Below are 22,465 nucleotides of genomic sequence, written 5' to 3' on the forward strand. Positions count from 1 at the left end.
GGGGCGCCGTCTAGGGTCGCACTGACCTGCCCTTCGTTTGGGGCAGGGCCTTTACTGAGTTAATACACTATTAAGCCACGCTGCCATGGGGATCAATAACGAATTTCTTAGCCGCACCGCCATCGAAGTCGGCGTAGCCCTGGGGCGCCTGATCCAGGTTAATCATCTGGACATTGACCGCATCGGCAATATTGACCTTGCCGAACAGAATAGCCTGCATCAGCGGGCGATGGTACTTCATCACCGGGCACTGCCCCGTATGGAAACTGTGAGACTTGGCCCAGCCGAGGCCAAAACGCATGCTCAGCGCGCCCTGCTTGGCAGCATCATCTTCCGCGCCGGGGTCTTCGGTCACGTACAGGCCCGGAATGCCGATCTGACCACCGGCTCGGGTCAACGACATCGCCGAGTTCAACACCGTCGCAGGCGCTTCTTTGCCGTGATTGCAGCCACAGGCGTGCGCCTCAAAGCCAACACAGTCGACAAAGGCATCGACCTCACGCTCGCCAAGAATCACCTCGATCTTGTCGGCCATGTCACCGTCCTGGGTCAGGTCGATGGTCTCACAACCAAAGCTGCGGGCCTGGGCCAGGCGCTCTTCGATCATATCGCCAACGATCACGCAGGCCGCACCCAGCAGTTGAGCGGAAACCGCAGCTGCCAGCCCCACCGGGCCAGCACCAGCAATATAGACGGTGCTACCAGGGCCGACACCAGCAGTCACGCAGCCGTGGAAGCCAGTGGGGAAGATATCGGAGAGCAGGGTCAGATCCTTGATCTTCTCCATGGCCTGATCGGCATCCGGGAACTTCAACAGGTTAAAGTCAGCGTAGGGAACCATGACATATTCGGTCTGGCCGCCGACCCAGCCGCCCATATCCACATAGCCATAGGCGGCGCCAGGGCGAGATGGATTGACGTTGAGGCAGATACCGGTGCGGCCCTCTTTACAGTTGCGGCAGCGGCCGCAAGCAATGTTGAACGGCACCGAGACCAGATCGCCCGGCCTGATGAACTCGACGTCGCGACCGGCCTCGATCACGAGCCCGGTGATTTCGTGGCCCAGCACTAGGCCTGCGGGCGCAGTAGTACGCCCCCGCACCATATGCTGGTCGCTGCCACAGATGTTGGTGGTCACGACCTTGAGGATGACACCGTGCTCGCATTTGCGATTGCCTAGCGCAAGCTCGGGATAGGCAATGGATTCGACGGCGACTTCACCCGGGCCTTTATAGACCACTCCGCGATTGGCTGCACTCATGGCTGACTCCTGTCGTTGTTTGTTGTTCTACTCAATGTAGTGAATGGCGCTTCCTCACACTATCCCTTCAGCGCCCCAGGACTTACTCCAAAAAGGCATCCACATGCCTATTCGAGACATGACAGTCAGGACGAATAGGTGGAGGTCGCTTTCACGACACTTCTCTTTTCGAGCAGGCCCAACAATTCCTAATGTCGGCGATGCTCCGCCTGTCCGACGCCCAACAAGAACCAACAAGGAAACGCGATGAACAACAACGACGACCCCGTCCTGTCGCCTGGACAGGACAATACGCAGATATTGGGGTTGGACTTCCACAACCCCGTTTTCCCCCTATCCGCCCTCGCTATCCTGCTGTTCATTATCTACGCGCTGGTCTATCCAGACGCAGCTAATACGCACTTAGGGCTTGCCAAAAACTGGTCGATTGAACACTTCGACTGGCTGTTTATGATTGCTGGCAATATTTTTGTGGTGTTCTGCCTCGTACTGATCTGCTTGCCACTCGGGCGGATTCGGTTAGGCGGCAAGGATGCAAAACCGGAATATTCGCGCACCTCCTGGTTCGCCATGCTGTTTGCAGCGGGCATGGGAATCGGCTTGATGTTCTGGAGCGTTGCTGAGCCCGTGGCCTACTACACCGACTGGTATGGAACGCCCCTGAATACGCCGGCGGGGACGCCGGAGGGCGCCAGCGCCGCCATGGGAGCGACCATGTTTCACTGGGGACTGCACCCCTGGGCCATCTATGCCGTGGTGGCGCTGTCCCTGGCATTCTTTTCCTATAACAAAGGTTTACCGCTGACCCTTCGCTCCGCCTTTTACCCCATTCTGGGCGAGCGCACCCGTGGCTGGGCAGGCCATGTCATCGACATCCTCGCCGTGCTGGCCACCATCTTCGGCTTGGCCACCTCACTTGGCTTTGGCGCTACCCAAGCCGCTGGCGGCCTCGCTTACCTTTTCGATGTCCCTAATACCATCGGCACCCAGCTGGCAATCATCGTGGTGGTCACGGTGATTGCGCTGATCTCAGTATGGCGGGGTATCGACGGTGGTGTGAAGCTGTTCTCGAATATCAATATGGTCATCGCGGCGGCGTTGCTGCTTTTCGTGGTCGTGGCGGGTCCAACCCTGATGATTCTGACGGGAATTGGCACTACAGCGCTGGACTACGCCAGCCACCTGCTGCCACTGTCGAACTGGATTGGCCGCGAGGATGACACTTGGTACCACGGCTGGACCATCTTCTACTGGGCGTGGTGGATCTCCTGGTCGCCGTTCGTCGGCATGTTTATCGCTCGTGTATCGCGGGGACGCACCGTTCGTGAGTTTCTAATCGCCGTACTGCTGGTGCCCACGCTGGTCACACTGGTGTGGATGAGCACCTTTGGCGGCACGGCGCTTTATCAGGCTGAAAACGGTGTGGGTGAGCTGGCTAACGGCATCGGCGACGTTTCGCTTGCCATGTTCCATATGCTGGAACAGCTCCCCATGACCAGTATCACCTCGACGCTGGCGATTATTCTGGTGCTGGTTTTCTTTATTACTTCGTCGGACTCCGGCTCACTGGTCATCGACAACATTACCGCAGGCGGCAAGACCGATGCGCCCAGGAGCCAGCGCGTCTTCTGGGCCACGCTGGAAGGGGTCATTGCCGGCGTACTGCTCTACGGGGGGGGAAGCACAGCCCTTACGGCGCTGCAGGCGGGCGCGGTAGCCACCGGTCTCCCCTTTACCCTGGTGCTCCTGCTGATGTGTTTCAGCCTCTACAAGGGCCTTCACAAAGAGTGGCAGCAGAGCAACGCGATGCCCAAAATCGCTAGCTAATCCAATCAAGCATCTGTTGCTTTCGGGGGCGCCAATGCCATGGAGCCCCTTTTGGTTTACGGATATGGTGTCGTGATTCCGGCACTGTGTGCCGCTAATGGCAATGAGAAGGCAGGTAAAGCGCTGCACCATAGCTAAACAACGTCAACAACTCCACGGCTATTTCCATGATCTACACCATCGCAATACTGCTGAGTCTGGTCGGCTATTTTATCATCGGCCATCTGGCCGGACGGCGCGTCAAGGGGCTGGATGACTATCTGGTCGCTGGCCGCAATGCCCCCACCTTTTTCATTCTCGGCACCCTGGTGGCCAGCTATTTAAGCACCAGCGCCTTTCTCGGCGAGACGGGCTTTGCCTATCAGGGCTATCCGTTTGTCATGCTGATCTTTGCGGCGGTGAGCACCTCGGGCTGCCTGCTGGGTGCGCTGGTGTTTGGCCGCTACCTGCGCCGCAGCGGGGCACGTACCGTGCCGGAGTTTTTCGGCAAACGCTTTGCCTCGCGTCGGGTGCAGGCCATTGCCGGGCTCACAACGATTATCGGCCTCGGTGCGTATCTGCTAGGCGTGATGCAAGGCGCGGGCATCATGTTTTCGGAGCTGACCGGCATGCCCTACTGGGTGGGCTTGGTACTGGTATGGGCGACCTACACCGGCTTTATCCTCTACTCCGGCTCTCCGGGGGTCATGCTGACCGATACCATCATGTTCGTGATTTTCTCGCTGGCCGCAGTGGGCGGCTCGCTGTATGTCATCCAGGATTTAGGCGGCTGGAGCGGGGCCGTTGAAGGGCTATTAATCCAGACGGACAAACCCGGCATTGCGCTGTGGCATGGGGTGATCGAAGGGCCGGAAGCCAGCTTCTCTTCCCCTGGCGAGGCGCTTATCTGGGGCCTGACGCTGGGCCTGGTTTGGGCGGCAGTGCTGGCGGCAAGCCCCTGGCAATCCAGCCGCTACCTGATGGCCCGCAACGAGCACGTGGTAATGCGCTCGGCCATGTTGACCGCCGTGGCACTTGCCGTTTTCTACGCGCTAATGATGATGACTGGCGCGGCAATCAACCTTTATGACCCGCAGCTCGACCCTGAACGCTCCATGATCTGGGTGGCGCTCAACGTGCTGCCTACCTGGCTTGGGGTGGTTATTCTGACCGGGGTGTTCGCTGCCGGGCTCTCGTCCTGCTCGACGTTTCTGTCGATCATTGGCTTTAGCCTCTCCAACGATATCCTGCCCGTCTCAACCGACGAGAAATCGGCCATGCGCAAGAGTCGCATGGCGGTGCTCGGCGCGGGTCTGATAGCACTACTGCTCGCGCTGTTCCAACCACCGGCGGTGATGTCGGTGGTGTGGTTTGCTGCCACCCTGTTTGCCTCCTCCTGGGGCCCGGTGGCGTTGATGAGCATCTGGAGCCGCAAGATCACCGCCGCGGGCGCGAGCTGGGGCTTGGCCGTGGGCTTTGTCGGCAATGTCGCTCTCTCGCTGATGGTGCAGGCCGAGTGGCTCAGCCTGCCAGTTTATCTGCATCCGGTACTGCTGAGTACGCTGATGGCGCTGGTGGCGATTACGCTGGCGTCAAAAATGACGCGTGTAAGTCAGGCCGAGACCGCATACCGGGCTTTCCTGCATGAGTTTGATGCCAGCGCGATGAGCGGTTGGGTATCGGGCACCCGTTGGATCGCGATATGCACCATGCTCTCTGGGGCCGCCATCGGGCTGTTTTTGTGGCAACAGTACGCGGCGACGTTAGCCGGACTTGCCGAGCGCTTCACGCTCTCTTCCGGTGCGGTTCAAGGAGCTTACCTGCTGGCGATAGGTTGCGGCAGCATGCTGTTTATCGCCGGGGCCGTAGGCTACTGGCTGGTTCGTCCTCATCAGAAAGCCGCCACGGCGAGCACGGTTATGGCAGATAATCGTTAAGCGCCGAGCCCCAACCCGAGAGGGCCAACGATCATTGGCCTGTTACTAACCACTCAACCGCTCGCCTACCCGGCGGGCGGTTAGTTTTTTTGCTGACCTGGAGACAAAACCATGCAGCTAAGTTCCTACCAACGCGGCCTGCTTATCGTAATACTCGGTGTGGTCTGCCTAAGCTTCGACGGTCTGTTGATTCGCCTGGCCGCCACCGACGGCTGGACCATCGTATTCTGGCGCGGTTTATTGATGTTCTGCGTGCTGGGGCTTTTATGCTGGGCAGGCAAACGGCTGGCGACGCTGCGAAGCCAACCCTTTTCCTCGCTAGCCTCAGCCATACTGCTGGGTCTGATCTCCAGCCTTTTTGTGCTGGCGGTCATGAACGCTAACGTGGCCAACGTGGTCGTGATCCTCAGCACCGCGCCGCTGTTTGCTGCGCTGTTTTCAAGGATTTTCCTGGGTGAAAAAGTCGCACTGCGTACACTGGTGGCCATTGCCATCTGCATGCTGGGCATGGGCCTGGTGTTCATGGGCGAGGGGGCCATGGGGATGCTGATAGGCAACCTCTATGCCTTGGCGGCCGCGGCAGCTATCGGCGGCAACCTGACCCTGCTGCGGCGTTTTCCAGCGATTGACCCTATGACGGTGGTTGCCGGTGGTGGGCTGCTCTCTGCGGCGGTTGCCCTGCCCATGGCCTCGCCGCTGGATCTGGATGCCCAGCGCTATGGCGTACTGGCACTAATGGGGCTGGTGCAGATGCCTTTGGCGACGGTGCTGATCAACAGCGCCACCCGCTATCTACCCTCTACTGAAGTGGCACTGTTCTATCTGGTCGAAACCGCGCTGGGCACGCTGTGGGTGTGGTGGTTATTAGGTGAGACACCCACGACCTCGACGCTGCTCGGTGGTGGTGTGGTTATCCTGGTGCTGGTAGTGCATGCCTGGATAGGCTTGCGTCTGGAGAGACAGCGCCTTCAGCTTTATCCGGGTTTTGTTGGCAAATAGCCAATGCGTCGCGTGGATCATCGCCCAACAAAAAGCCCGCAGGGAAGCGGGCTTGAACGATGATTAGAGGCGTCATGCGTTTCAGCGCAGCACTTCTTCCTCCTTGAGCAACTTGTAGATCGCCTCGGCGCCTTGCTCGGGGGTCACATCGGTGAGCACCTGCCCACCTTTGCCCTCGGACTTGGCCGCTGCCGCCTTGAAGCGATCCCGAGCCGAGGCAGCTTTAACGATTTTCAGACGTTTAGGCCGTTTACGCGCGGGGGCAAGTTGCCACTGGGCCAGCTCGCTGTCGGCTTCAGGGGTCGTCGGCGTGACCGCAAAGGTGGCGCGACGCGCCGGGCCGAAGGCGCTTTGACGCGCCGCCGGCGCTGCTTCATCCACGCTGATGATCGCGGGCAGACGCACCTTGAGACGGCGACGCTGGCCCCGTGGCAACGCCTGAAGCAGCGTTACCACGCCATTTTCCACCTTTTCTATCGATGCCAAGCTATTCACCAATGGCCAGCCGAGATGTTCTGCCAATGCATAGGGCAAAAGCCCAGAGCCTTCACCGCGCTCTGCCCGGGCACCGGTGATCACTAGCTGGGGCGAGGTAGCGGCCAAGTGCTCCACCAGGGCCAGAATAGCATCGCTACCCTCAGGCTGTTCGAGCAAGGTCATGGATTCAAGCCCCATGCCCAGGTAGCCGCGTAGCGCCGATTCGCTGTCATCCGCCTGGGGGCCCGCATGCAGTACGCTAATCCGAGTGCCCGGCAGTTCGGCCTCCATGGCCAGCGCTAGCTCCAGGCCCCGGGCATCCTGTTCGGCGCGCCGTGCGCGACCGGTTGTCGGGTGACGGCCTATGGAGACCAGCACTGCCACGTCGATTCCCTGCTGTTGTTGCTGTTGTTGCTTTAGATCAGGCTGCATCACGCTGCTCTCCTCGCTGCTGCTCCACCATGGCCACTAACGCGGCAAGGATTTGCGTACTGTCGCCAATCACCGCCAGATCGGCGCGCTTGATCATGTCGCAACCCGGATCGAGATTGATCGCCACCACCTTGTCACAGCGCTGAATGCCCTGAAGATGCTGGATGGCGCCTGAAATACCCACCGCCATATACACTCGGGCAGTCACCCAGGTACCCGTCGCGCCTACCTGACGGTCACGGGCCATAAAGCCGTCGTCCACCGCGACACGGGACGCCCCTTCTGTAGCGCCGAGCACTTTCGCGGCGTGATGGAAGTCATCCCACTCTTTGACGCCGTTGCCGCCAGAGAGGATGAACTCCGCTTCGGCCAGCGCCACGCCTGCAGGATCCACGGCCACTTGGCCCAAATCTTCGATCCGCGATAGCGTGGAAGGTATCGACGCCGCCAGGCTCAGATGCTCCGCCGCATGGCGCGTCTCGTCCACCGGCTCGGCGCACTCGGCCAATGCCAGCGCCACCCGCGGCAGCGGGCGTTGAATATCCAGGCTCCCGGCACCACCACGAGCCGTGCAGCGCCAACCCAGCGGCGCATCATTGTCAGCCTCGATCTGCCAAACGCCAGTAGCCGCGCGCTCACCCAGACGCACGGCCAGGCGCCGCCCCAGATCGGCACCGCCCAGCGGTGAGTCGGGCAGTAGCCAGAAGCGCGGCGCCATCTCCCGCTCCACGGCGCTTAAGGCCGCTAAGCGCGTCTCAGGGGCAAACCCCGCGTAAAACTCATCATCAAGATGCACGACGCGATCGATCCCGGCTTCGCCCAGCGCTTCTTCCTTATGTTCACCAAACAGAATCGCCACCACGGCACCGGGCTGCTCGGCGTCGGCATCCGCCAAGCGCCGTGCCAGCCCCAGCAGATCCTTGTCATGACTGGAAAGGCGCCCACCGGTCATGTCAGGCACAACGGCCACCAGGAAGGCTGGCTGGTCGATGGTCACCGTGCGGCGGCTATCGCGGGCCGCCGTAGCGGTCGCCGCGGACTGACCGCCCTGCTGGAGACCGCTTCGGTCGATTCGTTTGACGCCATTGGGGCCGATAAAACCGATGGCACGTGGATTCTTGCGCACCACGCCGTTGGGCCCCAGCCATTCGCTAACCGCTCCGCCGCCCGTGTTTCCACCAAGAGCCGCAACCACGCTGGCGTACTCGGGGTGCAGACGATTCCGGGCGATCCACTCGCGACGCGGATCGCGACGTATAATCTCGCTCATACGATCACCTCCTCAGCCGTCGTCGTTGCAGCAGGCCGCTGGGATCCGCCAGTCGCGTCATCAGCGGGACGCTCTACCAGAGCATCGGCCACCAGCTCGGCAATGTCGCGTACCTCGGCACTGGCATCCACCACACCTTCCAGCATAGCGGTGCACTGTGGGCAGCCCACCGCGACCAGTTCGGCGCCGCTCTCTTTGACGTCGTTCATGCGCATATCGGGAATCCGCTGCTTGCCGGGAATATCGGTAATCGGTGCCCCGCCGCCGCCGCCGCAGCAGCGCGAGCGGAAGCCGGAGCGCTCCATCTCCTTGACCTCAATGCCCAGCGCTTTAAGTACGTTGCGAGGGGCATCAAATTCACCGTTATAGCGCCCCAGGTAACACGGGTCGTGATAGGTGACGCTGCCGCCTTTCCAAGGGGCAAAGGTCAACCGACCGGCATCATACAGTTCGGCGATAAAGGTGCTGTGGTGACGTACCTCGTAATGTCCGCCCAGTTCGCCGTACTCATTGCCCAGCACGTGAAAGCTGTGGGGATCGCAGGTAACAATCTGCAAGAAGCGATACTTGGCCAGGGTGGCAATATTGCGCTTCGCCAGGGACTGGAACGTCGCTTCATCCCCCAGACGCCGTGCCACATCGCCGCTATCGCGCTCTTCAGTACCCAATACCGCGAAATCGACTTCAGCGGCGCGCAGCACTTTGACCAGTGCGCGCAAGGTGCGCTGGTTGCGCATATCAAAGGCCCCATCCCCCAGCCACAACAGCACATCGACCTGCCTAAGATCTGCCATGAGCGGCAGGTTAAGATCCGCCGCCCAGTTGAGCCGCGAGCCAGGGTCGAAACCGCCGGGATTGTCGGTGGCTATCAGATTATCGAGCACTTCGGCGCCTTTGTTGGGCGTTTTGCCACGCTCCAGGGTCAAGTGGCGGCGCATATCGACAATCGCATCCACGTGCTCAATCATCATCGGGCACTCTTCCACGCAGGCTCGGCAGGTCGTACACGACCATAGGGTATCGGCGTCGACCAACGCTTTTCCTTCCAGCGCCACGATGGGCCCATGAGGAGAACCTGCGTGCTCACCTACCGGTTTGCCAGGGTAAGAGGAACCGGCATAGGCGGCATCGCTGCCCCCGGCCATACCCACCACCATGTCCTGAATCAGCTTCTTAGGATTGAGCGGCTGACCCGCAGCAAAGGCCGGGCACACTGCCTCGCAGCGACCACACTGCACACAGGCATCAAAGCCCAGCAGTTGGTTCCAGGTAAAGTCGGCGGGCTTTTCCACGCCCAGGGGCGCCGCCTCGTCTTCTAGGTTCAGCGCCTTGAGACCCGTTGAGCGGCCAGCGCCGCCTTTTTTCGTGGAGAAGCGCTCGGCGCGGCGATGGAAAGCGAGATGCAAGGCGCCAGCGAAGGCGTGCTTCATGGGCCCGCCCCAGGTCATGCCGAAGAACATCTCCCCCAGGCCCCAGGCCACGACGCCCGCCAACACCAGCGCCAACAGCCAGCTACCACTGCCTTCAAGCAGGCTTCCGGGCAGTAGGTTCACCGTGGGTAGGGTGATCAGGAAAACACCTAGCGAAAACGCCATCAAACTCTTGGGCAGGCGCATCCAGGGCCCCTTGGAGAGCCGAGCGGGCGGATTAATGCGTCGGCGCGCCACGAAGAGGCTGCCGACAAACATGGAGGTACTGGCCAGCAGTAACAATCCGCCTAGCAGGGGGTTCGCGATGCCAAGGCCATGCACCAAAATCATTAGCACGGCGGCAGCAACGAAGCCACCGGCGGTGGCCACGTGGGTGTTGGAGATCATTTTGTCGCGCCCCACCACATGGTGCAGATCCACCAAATAGCGACGCGGCATGGCCGCCAACCCCTTCAGCAAGTTAACCCGCGAGGGGCGCCCCTGGCGCCACAGGCGCATACGCCGCACGGCGCCGATGACTGCCAGGGCCAAAGCGCTAAAAATCAGTATCGGCAAGAGCGTTTCGAGCATGGTGCTCACCTCATCTTTGGTACCATTGGCTTCGGCGGCGGGGCTGCTCTGGCGCCCCGCATTATTGTTGGCTTTCGCCTAAGTCAAAAGTCCTTGCAGATTCGCAGGGCGTCGTAGATGGCCGCATGGGTGTTACGCGGTGCCGTGCAGTCGCCCAGGCGGAACAGCAGGAAGCCATCTCCTGACTCGCCGCTCTCATCAACCAGGCAGGGCTGCGGCTGAATCGCGTAGAGTGCTTCCAGATCCACCTGCCCTTTGTTGCGGGACTGCTCCTTGAGGGTGTAGTAGAGCGCCTCATCGGGCCGCACGCCGTTCTCCACCACCACCTGATCCACCACACGCTCTTCCAAAGCACCGGTGTACTCGTTTTCGAGCACCGCCACCAGGCCATCGCCCTCGCGATAGACTTTGTGCAGCATCAGGTCGGAGGACATGATCACCTCCTTCTCATAGAGGCTGCGGTAGTAGGTGGGGAAGGTGGTACCTCCCACCGCTGCACCGGGCTTGATATCGTCGGTGACGATCTCCACTTTGGCGCCCTTGTCGGCCAGAAAATCCGCCGCCGAAACGCCGGAGAATTCGCAGATGGCATCATAGATCAGCACGTTCTTGCCGGGTGCTACCTTGCCGGAGAGGATGTCCCAGGTGCTGACCACCAGGCTCTCTTCGGGATTATCCGAGTAGCCCCACTCGGGGTGCTGGCTCAGGAAGGGCTGACCGCCGGTGGCAAGCACAACGATATCCGGACGCAGGTCGAGTAGCGTTGCCTCATCAGCGCGAGTGCCCAGGCGCAGGTCGACTTTTAGCCGCACTAGTTCCAGCTGGTACCAGCGGGTGATACCAGCGATCTGATCGCGCTGCGGCGCCTGGGCGGCAATGGTGATCTGTCCACCTAAAGCGTCAGCCGCTTCAAACAGGGTGACATCGTGGCCGCGCTCAGCAGCGACACGGGCTGCTTCCATACCGCCAGGGCCACCGCCGACCACCACGACTTTGCGCTTGGCGCCCTCGCTCTTCTCGATGATATGGGGCAGCCCCATGTACTCACGGGACGTGGCGGCGTTTTGGATACACAGCACATCAAGGCCCTGATACTGGCGGTCGATGCAGTAGTTAGCGCCCACGCACTGTTTAATCTGGTCGATCTGGCCCATCTTGATCTTGGCGATCAGGTGCGGGTCGGCAATATGTGCCCGGGTCATGCCCACCAGGTCGACGTAGCCCCCTTCGAGAATACGCTGGGCCTGGTTGGGATCCTTGATGTTCTGGGCGTGGATCACCGGCACGTTCACCACTTCCTTGATCCCCGCCGCCAGGTGCAAGAAAGGCTCTGGCGGGTAGGACATATTAGGAATGACGTTGGCCAAGGTGTTGTGGGTGTCACAACCGGAGCCGATGACGCCGAAGAAGTCGACTTTGCCGGTGGCATCGTAGTAGGCGGCGATCTGCTTCATATCGTCGTGGGAGAGGCCATCCGGATGGAACTCGTCGCCGCAGATCCGCATGCCGACGCAGAAGTCGTCACCCACTTCGTCGCGCACCGCCTTGAGCACTTCCATACCGAAGCGCATGCGATTTTCGAAGCTTCCGCCCCACTCGTCTTCGCGCTTATTAACCCGTGGGCTCCAGAACTGGTCAATCAAATGTTGGTGAACGGCAGAGAGCTCAACACCGTCGAGCCCGCCCTCTTTCGCTCGACGCGCGGCCTGGGCGAAGTCACCAATGATGCGCCAGATCTCCTCGACTTCAATGGTCTTACAGGTAGAGCGGTGCACCGGCTCACGGATACCGGAGGGTGAAACCAGCGTCGACCAGTCAAAACCGTCCCAGCGGGAGCGGCGCCCCATGTGGGTAATCTGGATCATAATCTTGCCGCCATGCTTATGCACAGCGTCTGCCAGATTTTGAAAATGCGGAATGATGCGGTCGGTAGAGAGGTTTACCGAGCTCCACCAACCCTGCGGGCTATCGATGGAGACCACCGATGAGCCACCGCAGATACACAGGCCACAACCGCCTTTGGCCTTCTCCTCGTAGTACCTGACGTAGCGCTCAGTGGTCATACCGCCGTCGGTGGCATGCACCTCGGCGTGAGCGGTGCTGACCACACGGTTGCGGATGGTCAGCTTGCCGATATCGATCGGCTCGAAAATTGCGTCGAATGCCATGTTTGTCTCTCCTCTCCCCCTGGCTAGCGGGCGGCGTCAGTCAGCGGCTGGACGGTAAAGAGGCCGATGTCACAGCCCTCTTCGGCGGCACTCTGGGTCTGCTCGGCCACAGTGCGCAGGGAGCTCCCGCGTGCGGCGAGGATTTGATCCATGGCGCCGGCGAACCAGCCGGTGAACATGTACTCCTCTTTTTTACCGGTCTTGCCCAATTGGTAAACGAAAGCGCTGTGTTCGAGACGCACCTGAGCCGTACCCGATTCGAGATCGATCTGCTCAGTCAGGAAAAGCCCCCAGCCGCGCTGAGAGAGACGATTCATATAGTGTTCGAAGACGGCCACACCTTCGATGCCGTGGCATTCGGCCTCTTTTTCACACCAGTGCCAAGCACTTTTGTAGCCGGCGTGATAGAGAATTTCGGCATACTTCTCGGCACCCAGCGCCTCTTCGACGGCCACGTGGTTATTGATAAAAAAGTGCCGTGGTACATACAGCATCGGCAGGGCGTCGCTCGTCCAGACGCCTGTTTCGCTATCCACTTCGATGGGCAGTGCGGGGGCCAGTTTGGTCACGGTTGTATTCCTCAAATCTTGATTGTTATGGAGTAGCTAAGCAGCCGTTCTGCAAGGCGAGCGGCGCCGGGGATAGGCCGTAGAGGGGGTCTTTTGCCATGTATGGCAAAAGTAGCGTCCATGGAAGGATTCACAGCGCCCCCTCGTAGGCCTATCGCCGGTAAAGCCGCGTGAGTAGGGCTCATCAGCTCCCCCAGACATCCTTGAGCACACGCACCCAGTTCTCGCCCATGATCTTACGCACCTGGGTTTCGCTCATGCCACGCTTGAGGAGGGCCTCGGTAAGATTGGGGAACTCACCAATGGTGCGGATACCTTTGGGATTGATGATCTTGCCGAAATCGGTCAAACGACGGGCGTAGCCCTTGTCATGGGTCAGCCACTCGAAGAACTCCTGATCGTGCCCCTGGGTGAAATCGGTACCGATGCCGATAGCGTCTTCACCGACGATATTCATGACGTACTCAATCGCCTCGCAGTAATCTTCGATAGTCGAGTCGATGCCCTTTTTGAGGAACGGCGCAAACATGGTGACACCCACGAAGCCGCCGTGGTCGGCAATGAACTTCAGCTCTTGATCGGATTTATTACGCGGATGCTCTTTGAGACCGGAGGGCAGGCAGTGTGAGTAGCAGACTGGCTTTTTGGACTCGAGAATGACCTCTTCGGAGGTCTTGGCGCCGACGTGAGAGAGGTCGCACATAATGCCGACGCGGTTCATCTCGGCAACAATTTCGCGACCAAAGCCAGAGAGGCCACCATCGCGCTCGTAACAGCCCGTACCCACTAGGTTCTGGGTGTTGTAGCACATCTGCACGATGCCCACGCCCAACTGCTTGAAGATCTCTACGTAACCAATTTGGTCTTCGAAAGCATGGGCATTCTGAAAGCCAAAGATGATGCCGGTCTTGCCCTCCTCTTTCGCCCGCGTGATGTCAGCGGTGGTACGAACCGGACGCACCAGGTCACTACACTCCGCCATCAGTTGGTTGGACTTGACGATATTATCGACCGTGGCCTGAAACCCCTCCCACACGGAGACGGTGCAGTTAGCCGCAGTAAGACCACCGCGACGCATGTCCTCAAGCAGCTCACGATTCCATTTGGCGATGATCAGACCATCAATGACAATAGCGTCATTGTGCAGTTCAGAGGGGGTCATAGCTATGCTCCAACATTGGTTAATGTAGCGAGCATAGCGCTGACGTTGGATTGGACTGCTCTTGGAAACGACGGCGGAAATTCCAAAAGCGTCATAGTGTCGTGAACACGACCACTACCCACGCACCCGCTAACCTTTGCAGAGGAGGAGGAGTAGTTTAGAGATAGCAGCTACTAAAAAACCTGCTGCCCGGAGGTGGACAGCAGGTTTGGAATAGTGGTGACGAATTACCTATCAGCGCAGTAGCGGCACGCTGGCAAAGGTAGGCTCACCCTGGGCATGGGCAAGCGCCTGCTGGGCACTCGAAAGAGGTTCGCTTTTGTAAGGCTCGCCCCCCCATCGCTGAATTAACGATGGCGACTTAGCAGGGTTACTTCCTTGACGGTCATGCACCCCCAAGCGCTCATTTCTCGGCGGTACACCAAAGTATTCACGATAACACTTGGAAAAATGGGGCGTAGAGACAAAGCCGCAAACGGACGCAATTTCGATAATCGAGAGAGGCGTTTGCTTGAGCAATTGACGGGCACGCACCAAGCGTAGCTTGAGGTAATAGCGGGACGGAGAGCAGAGAAGATAGCGCTGAAATAACCGTTCTAACTGACGCCGTGAAACATCCACATACTTTGCCAGCTCATCGAGCTCGATCGGCTCCTCAAGGTTGGACTCCATCAACGCCACAATCTCTAGCAGCTTGGGCTGAGTCGTACCCAGCACGTGTTTAAGCGGTACACGCTGCTGATCCTGCTCGTTGCGCACACGCTCGTAGATAAACATCTCGGAGATACCTGCCGAAAGCTCACGTCCATGGTCGTGAGCAATCAGATTTAGCATCATATCCAACGGTGCGGTGCCGCCAGAGGCGGTGAATCGATCACGATCAATAGAGAAAAGATGCGGGGTCAGAATGACGTTGGGGAACGCCTCCTGCATGGAGGCCAGGCACTCCCAGTGCACGCTGGTTTGATAGTGATCAAGCAGCCCCGCCTGGCCCAGCGCCCAACTGCCCGTACAGACCGAGCCTAATCGTTTTAGCTGGCGCGACTGAGACTGCAGCCAGCGCACGTGCTCGCGGGTGACACTGTGATGAGGGCCTACCCCACCGCAAACGACTACCCACTCAAGCGAGAGAGGGGTATGCATTGATGCGTCAGGCGTCACCTGCAGCCCATCACTGGCGCGCACGGGCAGACCGTCTTGGGTCAGGGTGTACCAGCGATACAGCTCGCGCCCAGCCAGTTGATTAGCCATCCGCAAAGGGTCTATCGCGGAGGCCAGAGAAATCAGTGTGAAATTATCTAGCAGTAGAAAGCCAAGGGTTTGCGGTTCACCCGCCCGATCAGTCTTTGCTGTCGGGTCTTTTGCTTGATTTGATGTCATGGTCTTACCCTCCGTCACCTTTTAAGCATCATCTTTTTCTTATTAGTATAGGCGTCGCTGGCGTATTTTAGTTTCCCCCTTACTGTCGTGAATACTGGCTCGTGCAGGAGGGGCATTGCTCTTTGGTCGTATATTGGCATGAACAGGACGGAAAGCGACAACACTATCACGCAGATCTGGCGATCAGTCGCAAATGCAACGCTTGAGGTCGCATCCGAAACCTTTAACCCTAGCCAACACACCACCGGCGTATCCGCGAGCGACTCGACCACGAATTACCCGGGGTAGATAAGAGGCATCCATAACTTTTATCTGGTAGCGTCCAATTGAGGGCTATACCAGCGTCCAATTGCTGGCTATATCATCGTCCAATTGCGGGTTATCAAATAATCGGTGGCATCCGGTTAGCCTTTAGCGGGTGTGTCACACCAAGATGCTCCAGTGTCAAAAGCGAAGCATTATCTCAATGTATGACGCAGTCAATCAGCGGATAGAGTTGCCACACGGCGCTCCAGTGCTTACCACTATATGGCAAGATAGTGTTAATAATTCAACAATAGGGCGGGTAGCGCTATGTCAATTGAGCTTTGGCTGTCGTTTGTGCTGGCTTCGTTTTTGGTGATCGCATCCCCCGGCCCCGCGGTTGCTCTGCTGGTCATGACCGGCATCAACCAGGGACGCAAGGCCGCTTTAGCGATGCTACCCGGCTTTTCTTGGGCGATTTGGTGGCGATGTCACTTTCGTTTGCTGGCGTAGGCGCCCTGCTGATGGCGTCGGCGGAGCTATTCGCCATGGTTAAATGGCTAGGGGTTCTCTATCTGCTTTATCTAGGCATCAAGATGTGGCGAGAATCCGGCCAATTGAATGACCTGGAAGCCTCTGGGGCAAACGTCAAGCAAGGCACCGCCAAGGCCTTTTGGGTGACGCTGCTAAACCCCAAAAGCATTCTATTTTTTATGGCTTTCATGCCGCAGTTTATTAACCAGACCCAGCCGTTGGCGCCCCAGTTGGCGATTCTTTTCACCACCTTTCTTGTGATAGGTATCATCTCAGATCTTGGCTACACACTGTTATCGACCACTAGCCGACAACTGATGTCCGCCAGGTTTCGCCGCCTGTTGCACCGCTGCGGGGCCGGTAGTTTAATCGGCGCGGGTGTGTTGATGACCGTGATGCGCCGTCCTGCTGCCTAACTAATCCAATCGGAGGTTATTTATGCCACGCCCGATAGCGAAGAAGGATTTTCCTGTCTCCAACGTCAGGCACTTTCTTGAGCCTGGCCCGATTGTGCTGGTCTCATCGCAATGGCAAGCGCAAACCAACATCATGACCATGGGGTGGCACATGGTCATGGCGTTCTCTCCCTCGCTTATTGGGTGCGTTATTGCTGCAGGCAATCACTCCCACGACCTTGTGCGCCATAGCGGGGAATGCGTGATCAATATTCCCTCGGCGTCGCTTGTGGATACTGTTGTAGGTATCGGGAACTGCTCCGGGAGCGAGGTCGACAAGTTCAAGGCGTTTAAGCTGACCCCATGCAAGTCAGAACAGGTCGGTGCGCCTCGGATAGAGGAGTGCTACGCATCTTTTGAGTGCCGATTGCACGATGACGCCATGGTTGAACGCTACAACCTGTTTATCTTTGAAGTCGTGAAAGCCCACGTAGCGCCTTCAGCAGATGAGGAGGAGTCACTGCACTACCGGGGGATGGGAGAGTTCATGCTGTCAGGTAAATCTATAGATCGAACGGAGCTATTTAAACCGTCGATGCTAGTCTGAGCCGTTGTGCGCTGGAGACTTTCCATCCTTCTCTAATCGCCACACGACCCTGGGAGCTGGCCAGTTAACCGAACTCACTTCGATTAACCGGCCATCAGGGGCTGTGTCAGTAACATCTAGCGTTGAAAACCAGCTTTGAACACCTCGTTAAGAGCGACGCTCCCACAGGGTGACCTCCGAGAGGCTATGCTGGTATTTATGCATGGTCTCGCGGATCACAAAAGGCACTTTCTCCGGATCGCTGATCATCCTGAAGTGGGGCTCAAGCAGCTCCTTCAAGCCATCCAGGGTGCTGAAGTTTTCACCATTTTTCTTGAAGCCACCGATCCACTCCTCCATCGGCGTATACTCTTCCAACCAAGTATAGGGCGACGCAATCATCAGTATGCCACCAGCATTGATGCGCTGATGAATGGTTTGCAGGAACTGGGCAGGCTTGTACAGCCGGTCGATCAGGTTCGCGGCCAGCACTAAATCGTAATCACTGAACTGCGGTTTGAGGTTGCACGCATCGCCCTGGTGGAAGCTAACGCGGTCGGCCGCTTCTTCCAGCCCCATACTGACCAGGGTGCGCTCCTGATAGCTAACCAGTTCGCCCTCTTCGGTGCGGGTATAACGCAGCACTTTCTGCTCCGCCATCTCCACGCCCTGGCGGATAAAGTTGGCCGAAAAGTCCACGCCATCGACGTGCTCAAACTCGCGGGCCAGCTCAAAGCTACCGCGCCCACTGGCACAGCCCAAATCCAGAGCGCGTTTCTTCTGACGACCAGCCATGGCGGCTAGTGCCTTGTTGGCCAAGGCCTGCGGGAAGTTGGCAACCCCAAACCACTCATCGCCATAATGGAATTCCGCGTACTCCGCCATGCGGGCATTGCTTTCGTAATAGGCACTGGGCAGGGTGACTTCCGCATCCGAGACGACGTAGCGGAAACCCGCATGCTGGAAGAAGTGGCGGCGGAATGCGTAGCGGGCGCTAAGCCGGGTTTCATTCCCGCAGGAGATCCAGGAGCCGCCCTTAATCAGGTTGTGCTGGTTGTCGAAAGTCGGCGTTGTGAAATCATCGTAGAGGGGATGCACCTTGAACCCAGGAAATGGGTAGGTCGGTGTTTCCACCCACTGCCAGACGTTGCCCACCACATCAAACCACTGGCCGTGCTGGAACCGCGTGACCGGGCAAGAGGAGGCGCCGTGATCCAAATGCAGATTGGCGTTGGCAGGGCTGTCACTTTCAAGCTCGGAGACACCCGCCTCTTCTGCTAAACGATGCCACTCATCTTCCGTCGGCATGCGCACGGGCTGCCCCGTCTGCTGGCTTTTCCAGTGACAGAAGGCTTTGGCTTCGTGGAAATTGACCTCCACCGGCCAATCCCAGGGCATCTCAACTTCTTCGGTCATCAGGCGCAAAAACCACTCATTTTTCCACACCCAGAAGGTGGGATGGGTCGCCTTGGCGAAGTTGCGCCAGCCCAATCCTTCTTCCGACCAGAAGGCATCGGTTAAGTAGCCACCGGCTTCAACAAATTCGAGAAACTCATTATTGCTAACCAGGAACTGGCTGGCTTTGAACTCTTCCACTGCGGCACGATGATGGCCGTACTCGTTGTCCCAGCCATACCAGGGGTCGTCAACAGACTTACCCAGGATCACCTCACCTTGAGGCACCGTGATCAGTGTGTTCTCAGGCGGCTCACCCGTAGTGCGGCTGGGCGCCCAGGCGGCTTGAGGCGTCACCAGATCAAGTGACTGCTGACGAATCAATACCGAAGACGTTTCAAGGTGAATACGCTCATGCTCAATGCCCATCATGATAGGCCAGAAGGGGCTATCCCAACCAATAGGTAGTGCAATGGGCAGCTCACGGATCAGTTTCAACACTGCTACACGCACCTTGGCGCGGTAGTCCATCACTTCGCTGACCGACGGCCAGGAGTAGTGAGCTTCATTGAGATCATCCCAGCTCATTTCATCGACGCCTACGGCGAAAATGGACTCCATGTTGGCATCTATACGCTCCGGCAAGAGCTTTGCCAGCACCAGCTTATTAACGAAGAACGTCGCAGTGTGCCCAAGATAAAAAATCAGCGGGTGCCGCAGCGCAATGGGCTTTCTAACGTAGGCTTCTTCGCTTACAAGCGTCGTAAACAGCGACTCATAGCGGTCAAAGGTGGCGGTAAAATACGCTTCGATCTCCCGCCGCGTCGCCTCGGGGTCATTACCTGCCAGCATCACAGTACGAGGAAAAATTTCCGACGATGTCGATGCTTGAAGCTCAGCATGGGAATTGGAGGAAGTCATCTTTTAGAACACCTTTTATCTTTAAACGACGATGAGTCACATAGGTAAACATGGTTTGCCATTAAAAACCAAAAACTCATACAAAAGCTACCAATAGTTATACAAAAATGATCACTCAACGCCGCCTCCCCCGCCCTGGCTCATCAACAGAATAGTGAAGGGCCACCCACAAGCTGAGTGGTAGACTGGCAGATATCGCCGGACGTCGCGTCTAAACACACTGTCCCCACGTATCCATTCATAAAGGCTTATAGATGACAAAGGTTGCCATATTGATTGATGTGCAAAATGTTTATTACACCGTGCGAGAAGCGTATGGCAGAAATTTCGACTACAACGCGTTTTGGGCCCAGGCAACCGCTGGCAGAGAAGTTGTGAAAGCAGTCTGCTACGCCATCGATCGAGGCGACCAAAAGCAGCGTGAGTTTCAAAACATACTCAGAGCGATTGGCTTTAAGGTAAAACTGAAGCCTTTTATTCAGCGGTCAGACGGCTCCGCAAAAGGCGACTGGGATGTGGGTATCGCACTTGATGCCATGGAGTATGCCGAACAGGCAGATGTGATCGTGCTGGTATCCGGCGATGGCGACTTCGATCTACTCGTCCAAAAAATCCGTGCGAAGCATGGCAAAAAAGTCGAAGTTTATGGTGTACCTCAACTGACCGCAGCGTCGCTCATCAATGCAGCCAGTGAGTTTATAGGGATCGATAAAGCGCTTCTGCTAAGTTAGCTATAGTTCATACAATCAACACGTCTGTTAATCACCCACCCTAAACGTTTATACATCGTTTATCAGTTTTCTAAAAATAAGCGGATCGAATGTTTCTATCGCCTACTTTAGTCTAAATTCCCCGCTCTATTTGCCCATACCGAACCGGCATAGGCTATGCACAGAAGCAAGCTGTCAGTTAAATATTCTAACGCCCTGGCCAGCCACTACTCTGTTGAATAACTATGATGACATGCCCCGATGCCCTACGTTCACGATACGCTAACGCGACTTAATAAAAGCAGCCCTGCACAGTCAGAATTTTATCAAGCCACCGAAGAGGTGCTCGAATGCCTGCGCCCGCTTCTTGAGCAGAGTGATTACTATCATCAGCACAGCATTATTGAACGAATAGTCGAGCCCGAACGGCAAATCATGTTCCGGATCAGCTGGGTAGATGATGCTGGCAAGGTACGGGTCAACAAAGGCTATCGCGTGCAGTTCAACTCTGCCCTTGGTCCTTACAAGGGCGGCTTACGCTTCCACCCCAGCGTTACCTCGGGCACCATCAAGTTTCTCGGCTTTGAGCAAATCTTCAAAAATGCGCTAACCGGTTTGCCGATCGGTGGCGGTAAAGGCGGCGCCGATTTTGACCCCAAGGGAAAATCAGACAATGAGATCATGCGCTTTTGCCAGGCATTCATGAGCGAGCTCTACCGCCATATTGGCCCTCACTGCGATGTACCTGCAGGCGATATCGGCGTCGGTACGCGGGAAATTGGTTATCTCTTTGGTCAGTACAAGCGGCTCACCGGCCACTATGAAGGCGTGCTCACCGGCAAAGGGCTTAACTGGGGAGGCTCGCTTGGCCGTAAAGAGGCCACCGGCTACGGCGCGGTGTACTTTGCACAAAACATGCTCGCTACCCGCGGAGAAGAGCTGCGCGACAAGACCTGCCTCGTTTCCGGCGCTGGCAATGTTGCCATCTACACCATTGAGAAGTTATACGAACTGGGGGCTAGACCCATCACCTGTAGCGATTCACGTGGCACCATTCACGATGAAAACGGTATTGATTTAGGCTTACTCAAACAGCTCAAAGAAGTGCAGCGCACCTCGTTAGAGGCCTACTTACATGAGCACCCTGAAGCGCACTACATTTCTGCACGTGACTACCCCCAGGGCGGGAATGCCGTATGGCGTATTCAAGCCGATGTTGCGTTCCCCTGCGCGACGCAGAATGAACTGACTGCAAGTGATGCGGAGAGCCTGCTCGCGAATGGCATAGAATGTATTAGTGAAGGTGCCAACATGCCCTCTACCAAAGAGGCCGTCGATCTGTTTCTAGACGCTAAGATTGCCTATGGCCCAGGCAAGGCCGCCAATGCTGGAGGCGTCGCTACCAGCCAGTTAGAGATGGCGCAAAATAGCAGCATGGAGCAGTGGCCGCTGGAAAAAGTCGACCAGAAATTAAAACAGATTATGGCCAATATTCACCGCCAGTGCGCCGACACCGCCGAGGAGTTTGGTGATAAAACCAATTTGGTACTGGGCGCCAATATTGCAGGCTTCAGAAAGGTGGCTGACGCCATGATTGAACAAGGGGTCACCTGATCGTCTTTATCTTATAAATCGCTTATACTGCAAAAGCACACAGTCCTTCCTTTATTGGGGAAGGGCTGTTTTTTATTGGTTTAAACTTATTGCTTTCTAAGGAGAGTAATCATGGGACAACGTCCTGCTATTATTATTAATCGTCTTGATGCCGAACGCCTCCAGCGCTTGATCGACAATGCATCCGATAAAGACATGGCGGTGGCTCAGCTACTTGAGGAAGAGTTAGCACGAGGTGAAGTCTGCGACCCTGAGGATATTCCAGATGACGTGGTCAGCATGAATAGCCAGGTTCGCTTCACCGACCTCACCCGCGGGCTTAAGATGATTCGAACCCTGGTCTACCCGCACTCCCTGGAAAGCGTAGCGGATGGCATTTCGGTCATGGCGCCCATTGGCGCGGCATTGATCGGCCTAAAAGTGGGCGACATCATCGAATGGCCGCTACCCAACAATACCGAAGCACGGCTCCGCATTGATGCTATTTATTGGCAGCCCGAACGCGAAAAACAGTTTCACCGATAAAGCGCGCTAGAAAGTGAGCTGGCTCCGCTAGCTCATGATTAAGTCAGCTATTATCTTCGCCCACTTATTTCACATAAAGGG

Annotated in this window: 18 protein-coding genes; 9 read left to right on the plus strand and 9 right to left on the minus strand. The window is 57.4% G+C overall.

The window, feature by feature from the left end; translation table 11 throughout:
* Positions 1–70: 70 nt before the first annotated feature.
* Positions 71–1,261: a formaldehyde dehydrogenase, glutathione-independent gene (gene fdhA, locus ACFIOZ_RS20050; protein WP_386080753.1), complete on the minus strand. Its 1,191-nt coding sequence runs from the start codon at positions 1,259–1,261 to the stop codon at positions 71–73.
* 246 nt (positions 1,262–1,507) lie between these two features.
* Here fdhA and ACFIOZ_RS20055 point away from each other — a divergent pair, with 246 nt between their 5' ends.
* From ACFIOZ_RS20055 to ACFIOZ_RS20065, 3 genes are all read left to right on the plus strand, one after another.
* Positions 1,508–3,088: a BCCT family transporter gene (locus ACFIOZ_RS20055; protein ID WP_386080755.1), complete on the plus strand. Its 1,581-nt coding sequence runs from the start codon at positions 1,508–1,510 to the stop codon at positions 3,086–3,088.
* A 167-nt stretch (positions 3,089–3,255) separates the two neighbouring features.
* Positions 3,256–5,004 (plus strand): sodium:solute symporter family protein, encoded by a 1,749-nt coding sequence (locus ACFIOZ_RS20060; protein ID WP_386080757.1) that lies wholly within the window; start codon positions 3,256–3,258, stop codon positions 5,002–5,004.
* A 111-nt stretch (positions 5,005–5,115) separates the two neighbouring features.
* Positions 5,116–6,003, plus strand: a complete 888-nt coding sequence (locus ACFIOZ_RS20065; protein ID WP_386080759.1) for a DMT family transporter — start codon at positions 5,116–5,118, stop codon at positions 6,001–6,003.
* Between the two features lie 81 nt (positions 6,004–6,084).
* Here the strand turns inward: ACFIOZ_RS20065 and ACFIOZ_RS20070 are convergent, their stop codons facing one another.
* The 7 genes from ACFIOZ_RS20070 to ACFIOZ_RS20100 form a co-directional block, all read right to left on the minus strand.
* Positions 6,085–6,912 (minus strand): electron transfer flavoprotein subunit beta, encoded by an 828-nt coding sequence (locus ACFIOZ_RS20070; protein WP_386080761.1) that lies wholly within the window; start codon positions 6,910–6,912, stop codon positions 6,085–6,087.
* Positions 6,902–8,182 (minus strand): electron transfer flavoprotein subunit alpha/FixB family protein, encoded by a 1,281-nt coding sequence (locus ACFIOZ_RS20075; RefSeq protein WP_386080763.1) that lies wholly within the window; start codon positions 8,180–8,182, stop codon positions 6,902–6,904. The genes ACFIOZ_RS20070 and ACFIOZ_RS20075 overlap by 11 nt, the downstream gene beginning before the upstream one ends.
* The gene (locus ACFIOZ_RS20080) at positions 8,179–10,182 is read right to left on the minus strand and encodes a (Fe-S)-binding protein (protein ID WP_386080765.1); all 2,004 of its coding nucleotides are present in this window, start codon (positions 10,180–10,182) and stop codon (positions 8,179–8,181) included. The genes ACFIOZ_RS20075 and ACFIOZ_RS20080 overlap by 4 nt, the downstream gene beginning before the upstream one ends.
* Before the next feature lie 83 nt (positions 10,183–10,265).
* Positions 10,266–12,350: a dimethylglycine demethylation protein DgcA gene (gene dgcA / locus ACFIOZ_RS20085; protein ID WP_386080766.1), complete on the minus strand. Its 2,085-nt coding sequence runs from the start codon at positions 12,348–12,350 to the stop codon at positions 10,266–10,268.
* Between the two features lie 23 nt (positions 12,351–12,373).
* Positions 12,374–12,919 carry a DUF5943 domain-containing protein gene (locus tag ACFIOZ_RS20090; RefSeq protein WP_386080768.1) on the minus strand — a complete coding sequence of 182 codons (546 nt, stop codon included), beginning with the start codon at positions 12,917–12,919 and terminating at the stop codon, positions 12,374–12,376.
* A gap of 184 nt (positions 12,920–13,103) precedes the next feature.
* A complete protein-coding gene (locus ACFIOZ_RS20095; protein ID WP_386080770.1) occupies positions 13,104–14,081 on the minus strand; it encodes a dipeptidase in 978 nt (325 codons plus the stop codon).
* A gap of 234 nt (positions 14,082–14,315) precedes the next feature.
* A complete protein-coding gene (locus tag ACFIOZ_RS20100) occupies positions 14,316–15,461 on the minus strand; it encodes a GlxA family transcriptional regulator (protein ID WP_386080772.1) in 1,146 nt (381 codons plus the stop codon).
* Between the two features lie 573 nt (positions 15,462–16,034).
* On the opposite strand from ACFIOZ_RS20100, the gene ACFIOZ_RS20105 reads away from it, so the two are divergent.
* Genes ACFIOZ_RS20105 through ACFIOZ_RS20115 form a run of 3 tightly spaced genes read left to right on the plus strand, consistent with a single transcriptional unit; the run spans position 16,035 to position 17,240 of the window.
* On the plus strand, positions 16,035–16,217 hold the full coding sequence (locus tag ACFIOZ_RS20105) for a hypothetical protein (RefSeq protein WP_386080773.1): 183 nt from the start codon (positions 16,035–16,037) through the stop codon (positions 16,215–16,217).
* A complete protein-coding gene (locus tag ACFIOZ_RS20110) occupies positions 16,193–16,654 on the plus strand; it encodes a LysE family translocator (protein WP_386080775.1) in 462 nt (153 codons plus the stop codon). The genes ACFIOZ_RS20105 and ACFIOZ_RS20110 overlap by 25 nt, the downstream gene beginning before the upstream one ends.
* Before the next feature lie 22 nt (positions 16,655–16,676).
* Positions 16,677–17,240, plus strand: coding sequence for a flavin reductase family protein (locus ACFIOZ_RS20115; RefSeq protein WP_386080776.1), 564 nt, complete (start codon positions 16,677–16,679; stop codon positions 17,238–17,240).
* 147 nt (positions 17,241–17,387) lie between these two features.
* Here the strand turns inward: ACFIOZ_RS20115 and ovoA are convergent, their stop codons facing one another.
* Positions 17,388–19,535: a 5-histidylcysteine sulfoxide synthase gene (gene ovoA, locus ACFIOZ_RS20120; RefSeq protein WP_386080777.1), complete on the minus strand. Its 2,148-nt coding sequence runs from the start codon at positions 19,533–19,535 to the stop codon at positions 17,388–17,390.
* Positions 19,536–19,789: 254 nt separating this feature from the next.
* On the opposite strand from ovoA, the gene ACFIOZ_RS20125 reads away from it, so the two are divergent.
* The 3 genes from ACFIOZ_RS20125 (at position 19,790) to rnk (ending at position 22,384) form a co-directional block, all read left to right on the plus strand.
* Entirely contained in the window at positions 19,790–20,266 is a 477-nt protein-coding gene (locus ACFIOZ_RS20125) for an NYN domain-containing protein (RefSeq protein WP_386080779.1), read from the plus strand.
* A 240-nt stretch (positions 20,267–20,506) separates the two neighbouring features.
* Complete coding sequence (gene gdhA / locus ACFIOZ_RS20130; RefSeq protein ID WP_386080781.1) at positions 20,507–21,859, plus strand: NADP-specific glutamate dehydrogenase; 1,353 nt, start codon at positions 20,507–20,509, stop codon at positions 21,857–21,859.
* A 111-nt stretch (positions 21,860–21,970) separates the two neighbouring features.
* Complete coding sequence (gene rnk, locus ACFIOZ_RS20135; RefSeq protein WP_133731972.1) at positions 21,971–22,384, plus strand: nucleoside diphosphate kinase regulator; 414 nt, start codon at positions 21,971–21,973, stop codon at positions 22,382–22,384.
* The last annotated feature ends 81 nt before the right edge of the window (positions 22,385–22,465 follow it).

The sequence above is a fragment of the Vreelandella sp. F11 genome (assembly GCF_042466685.1).
GTDB lineage: Bacteria > Pseudomonadota > Gammaproteobacteria > Pseudomonadales > Halomonadaceae > Vreelandella.